Origin of the sequence: Moorena sp. SIO2C4, from assembly GCF_010672485.1 — a bacterium.
In the GTDB taxonomy this organism is placed as follows: domain Bacteria; phylum Cyanobacteriota; class Cyanobacteriia; order Cyanobacteriales; family Coleofasciculaceae; genus Moorena; species Moorena producens.
Map to the genome: position 1 here is coordinate 1 of NZ_JAAHGN010000739.1, position 3,868 is coordinate 3,868.

General features: G+C 46.0%; 2 protein-coding genes. One reads left to right on the forward strand and one right to left on the reverse strand.

Going from position 1 to position 3,868, the window contains the following annotated elements; all coding sequences use genetic code 11:
* The first annotated feature begins 104 nt into the window (after nucleotides 1–104).
* A complete protein-coding gene (locus F6K20_RS28170) occupies nucleotides 105–854 on the forward strand; it encodes a DUF928 domain-containing protein (RefSeq protein WP_287296878.1) in 750 nt (249 codons plus the stop codon).
* Nucleotides 855–883: 29 nt separating this feature from the next.
* Here the strand turns inward: F6K20_RS28170 and F6K20_RS28175 are convergent, their stop codons facing one another.
* Nucleotides 884–3,664 carry a CHAT domain-containing protein gene (locus F6K20_RS28175; RefSeq protein ID WP_287266010.1) on the reverse strand — a complete coding sequence of 927 codons (2,781 nt, stop codon included), beginning with the start codon at nucleotides 3,662–3,664 and terminating at the stop codon, nucleotides 884–886.
* Between the last annotated feature and the right edge of the window lie 204 nt (nucleotides 3,665–3,868).

Consider the following 3,868-nt stretch of genomic DNA (forward strand, 5'->3'; position numbering starts at 1 on the left):
TACTATATATAGACCTATATAGCCTGCCTTCAAAAAGCACGGGGAATCTACTTTTTTGTATCGTGAGAAGTCCTCTTTCAGCGTAATTGAGAAACCTAGAGATTTTGATAAGTTTCCCTCTTCTTGCCCTTCTGTGTAAAACTGTTCAAGGTGCCTGGAATGAACAATCTAATATAAAGTGTTGGGTCATAACTCCGGCTGCTCTAGCTGAGTACGAATTCCCTTCCGATCAGAAACCTCCAAGTGACTATACAGGACAAGCAGGCTCCAGAGATGGGTGCGAAGGTGAAGGGATACCCCTAACAGCCCTAGTTCCTCTAAGTCATGTTGGACAAACGGCTTCGACTCGCCCGACTTTTGCTTGGTTTGTTCCTGACTCGACCACCAAAAAGATGGAATTCACGCTCTATGAATATGACTCAAACGGTAAACCCAAATTAATGGGTGAGGCAATTCCATTGAAGAGTTGGCCAGGAGTTATGACATTAACCCTACCAGAGGACAGACCAGAACTTAGAGTAGGTCGCACTTATCTTTGGCAAGTCACCATCTTATGTGACCCAGATAACGCATCAAGTGATTTAATTGCTAGGGCAGATATTCAGGTTCTAGAGATGCCTTCTACTTTGGAAAGCACTTTTGTCGATGGCTCAAACAAATCCGATTTCTATGCCAAGGCAAGTTTATGGTACGATGCTTTAGCTGAAGCTCTGAAGTTGGCTAACGAATCTAGGTTGGGAGAGGTGGGTTCAACCCTACTAGAAAACCTGGCTGAATTAGAGGCAGCCGCACTGACTGACGAGAAGTATGAACGGATTGAGAACTTAAGGCAAATAGCCAGTAGCCTGCGGTAATTGAGTCCACCCCACCACCAATCATAGGATTAAAGCCAGTTACCGATCAGGATAAACGGTGCCCAGTAGGCGGGGTGGGCATATTGGTCGTTAATCTCCTCTGTGTCCTCAGCCTCAATCAGTTTTCGCTGAGCTGCACGTAAAGCCTCGGCTTTGCTTACTCCAGGACGGCGCAAGTTGGCATAAAACTCTGTCACTAACTGAGCCGTAGAGGCATCATTGACAGACCAAAGAGAGGCTAAAGCACTGCTGACACCGGCTCGCACGGCAATGCCAGCCAAACCCAGAGCAGCACGGTCATCTCCCACTGCCGTTTGGCAAGCTGTGAGGGCAAGCAATTCCCCTGAGTCGGGTTTACGACTAACGCCGCTGATGGTGTTTTCCAGATCATCGAGGGTGAGCTTGTCATTATTTCCAGTGACGAGAAAGGTGTCTTCTCGAATCGCACTAAATTGACCGTGGGTGGCAATGTGAAGAATGGGGTAAACGGTTTGAGCCAGTTCTTCTTCTAAGCGCTCTTGGGTAAAATCCTGATTCAAAAGCGTTTTGCTACCTGGAAATTGAGTCTCGACTGCCTTGAGTTCGCTTTCAACATTGGTCAAAGCTGAAAACCCTTGTCCGTTGACTTCACTTTCTTGAGTTAACCCTAAGGCTAAGACGCGAAGTTTTTGACGGTTCAAGGCTTGGGGATTGGTCAGCTTAAGACTGGGGGTTGTGGCAATAGCATAGGTTTCAACTAAGAATTTTTCACCGTCGTGGAGGGCAGCCATTGGGATGCTGCGTAAGATGCCATCCTGGATGAAAACAAGGGTTTCTATCTGTGCTGACTTTAAATACTTGGTAAAAGGAGCAATAATCTTTTTATACAGCTCTTGGGCTGGTTTGAGGTTATAGTTAATATCACGTCTGCGTTCCAGTCCCCGGCGAAATTGGTTGATTTCTTCTCTAAGAGTTTGACTATCAACATTGATCCACTCCAGTCGCTTTTCGCCCTTGGGAAGACTGACTAGAATACCGGTGCGATCGCTTAAAATAATCGAGCTAAAGACAGCGGTTTTTTCCCCAACCAGTTCGTCAACTCGTTTCTGACTGATGAGTATTAACGCACAATCATTGCCGAAGTAATTTTGCAGTTCTGCTAGTTTTAGGGAATCAATGGTTTCGAGGGCAGACTTTAGCTCATCTGGGTACTCCTTACTATCTTTGGGGAGTAGCTCAGCACGTTCCAACCTTAACTTAGCCAATTCACGGTGGAGAGGATTAATGGCATCCCGAAAGTCAAACTGTAAGTCTCGCTCTGCAATCAGAAGCTCTTTTCTGATATCGTTGAGTGTAGCGATCGCTTCTTTATAAGCATTGACCGCCTTAACTTCGTTACCTTGGGCTTGGAAAATTTGACCCAGCTGCCACTGCCACAAATACAGGCTATCTTTTGCGGATAGATTTTGGTCAGCCATCCACCATGCCTTTTGAGTGAAGTCTAGGGCGTTTTGATAGTCTTGGCGGCAGTAATAGAGATGACCCAATTCACCGAGGGCAAAAGACTGGGAACGGTAGTCCTTAAGGCGTTGAGCAATTAAGATGGCTTGATTGAGGAGTGTTTCAGTCTCTGCTTGTAGCTGACGTTTGCCACAGGAATTGTGTTGGGACGTGTCATTAACCACAGTCATCGGTTGCTCCAGTTTAGCTAAATCGATGGCTGCGTAGACTTTATCCTGAGAATCCGGTAGTTCGTTGAACAATTCCTGAGCGTCTTGAACCCATTGGTTCCGCGCCTCTGCTGCCTCTATTGATATTGATTCTTGAGGGCGGTAGGACAGTTGAATCAAATTGCGCAATGCTCGCATTTGAGCAGGTTGGTCATTTTGAGTGCGAGCTACTTTGAGACTTTGCTGAAAACAGTTCTGAGCTTGATTGTAATTATGGTTGGCATTTTCTGTAAATTTATCTTCTGTTTCTTTCGCTGACCGCTCTTTGGCAGAGCTAGCCCAGCGCTCCCAACGCTGAGCTTTGCTAAAGTAAGCATTACCTAGGTCGTTAATAAATGAGCTGCCATAGGGACTATCGGCAGAAATATTGGCTGTGTATTTTTTGCCAGATATATCTATTATACAGTCTTTTGTGCGTTGGGGGCTGATATCAAATTCAACGTTTTTATCAATGCCTAAACCAGTTTGTAAACATTCAATCCCTTGGTCATAATCCCCTCTGAGAAGATAGGCATTTCCCAGACTTCCCAAAGCAGCAGCTTCTCCCTTCCAATCCTGATCAGCGCGAGCAACCTTTAAGGCACTGTTTTTGACACAACTGGGTTTGTTTTTAGAATTTTCATCGGCATCAGGGGCTCCACATAGAAGCGCGATCGCTTTTCTCGGTTGTCCAAAGCTATTGTAGGCTTGAGCCAATTCCGTTTTCATTCGCCCCATTTGTTGCCAGTTCCTTAGCTGTTGATAGTCAAGGATGGCTTGCTCCCAGTTACTGATTGCCTCCTGGATGTGACCAATCTTTTGATAGGCTCTGGCCAGATTTTCCCGGACAATTGCGCTATTGGTATAGTTGTTGGTCTGTTGGTAGAGCGTCAAGGCATTTTGCCAGGGCTCTATGGCAGCTTGATAATTTCCGGCTTGGTAGTACTCAACCCCTTGTTCCACGAGTTGACTGGGGTTGGCAGCCTGGGTGGTTGCCATATTTCCCGGTTCAGCTGGTTGAGCGATTGAGGGAAGATGACCTAGCCCTATACAAATGGTAAGGCTAAACAGGAATAGTATTCCTAAAAAGCGATCGCTCCTGGATTTAGGTTTACTCGACATTAATAGGACTGCTCTGTAACTGCTCTGGAAAACTTAGAGGATATCTCCCAAGTTTTTTTATACTGAATTTTGCCCCCCTAGGGCGTGTTTTCAAAGTTTTCCGCAAGATATTAGATCCCCCCCAGCCCCCCTTATTAAGGGGGGAGCCATACTCAAAGTCCCCCTTTTTTAAGGGAAACGGGGGTACTCGGAGTTTGAAGACAC

Bases quoted from the DNA above. Each gene is read 5' to 3' on its own strand.
- F6K20_RS28175 (WP_287266010.1), bottom strand. From the start codon at position 3,664: ATGTCGAGTAAACCTAAATCCAGGAGCGATCGCTTTTTAGGAATACTA.